This is a genomic window from Marinimicrobium alkaliphilum, assembly GCF_003259155.1.
Lineage (GTDB): Bacteria > Pseudomonadota > Gammaproteobacteria > Pseudomonadales > Cellvibrionaceae > Marinimicrobium_A > Marinimicrobium_A alkaliphilum.
The window spans coordinates 1-346 of the sequence record NZ_QGMQ01000032.1 but is presented as its reverse complement, the minus strand read 5'-3'; the positions used below and the strand labels follow the sequence as shown (position 1 = coordinate 346).

The 346-nt window shown below is 51.4% G+C and carries 1 protein-coding gene; it reads left to right on the top strand.

The window, feature by feature from the left end; translation table 11 throughout:
- Positions 1 to 22 precede the first annotated feature (22 nt).
- Positions 23 to 268, top strand: coding sequence for an Imm32 family immunity protein (locus tag DKW72_RS16265; RefSeq protein WP_111643433.1), 246 nt, complete (start codon positions 23 to 25; stop codon positions 266 to 268).
- Positions 269 to 346 lie beyond the last annotated feature (78 nt).

Below are 346 nucleotides of genomic sequence, written 5' to 3'. Positions count from 1 at the left end.
GTTATGAGTCTTTGGGGTTGAAATGCTAACCGTAGAAAAAGATAAAGAAGCAGAGCAGGTGTTCATTCACGGCTCTCCTGAGAAACTTCGGTGGTTGGCTTCCCGCCTAGAGGCCATAGCAGCGGAAGCTGAAAAATCTGGTCACTCACACGACCATTTCATGACCGAGGAATGGGGTGGCAATGAGTTATCGGGCGAAGTGCAGGGTGGCAAAGAGTCCCATGCATTAATCAATCATTTAGTAGTTTATGGTTGGGGTAGTAGGTGATGACAACTCATAACAAGGCGCACCAATTCGCCACCGCAAGCGGTGGCCGGACGCTCGCAAGCTCGCGCCGTTGTGCGC

What these genes read in the sequence shown, in the direction of transcription:
- DKW72_RS16265 (WP_111643433.1), top strand. Translation starts at nt 23, where the DNA reads ATGCTAACCGTAGAAAAAGATAAAGAAGCAGAGCAGGTGTTCATTCAC.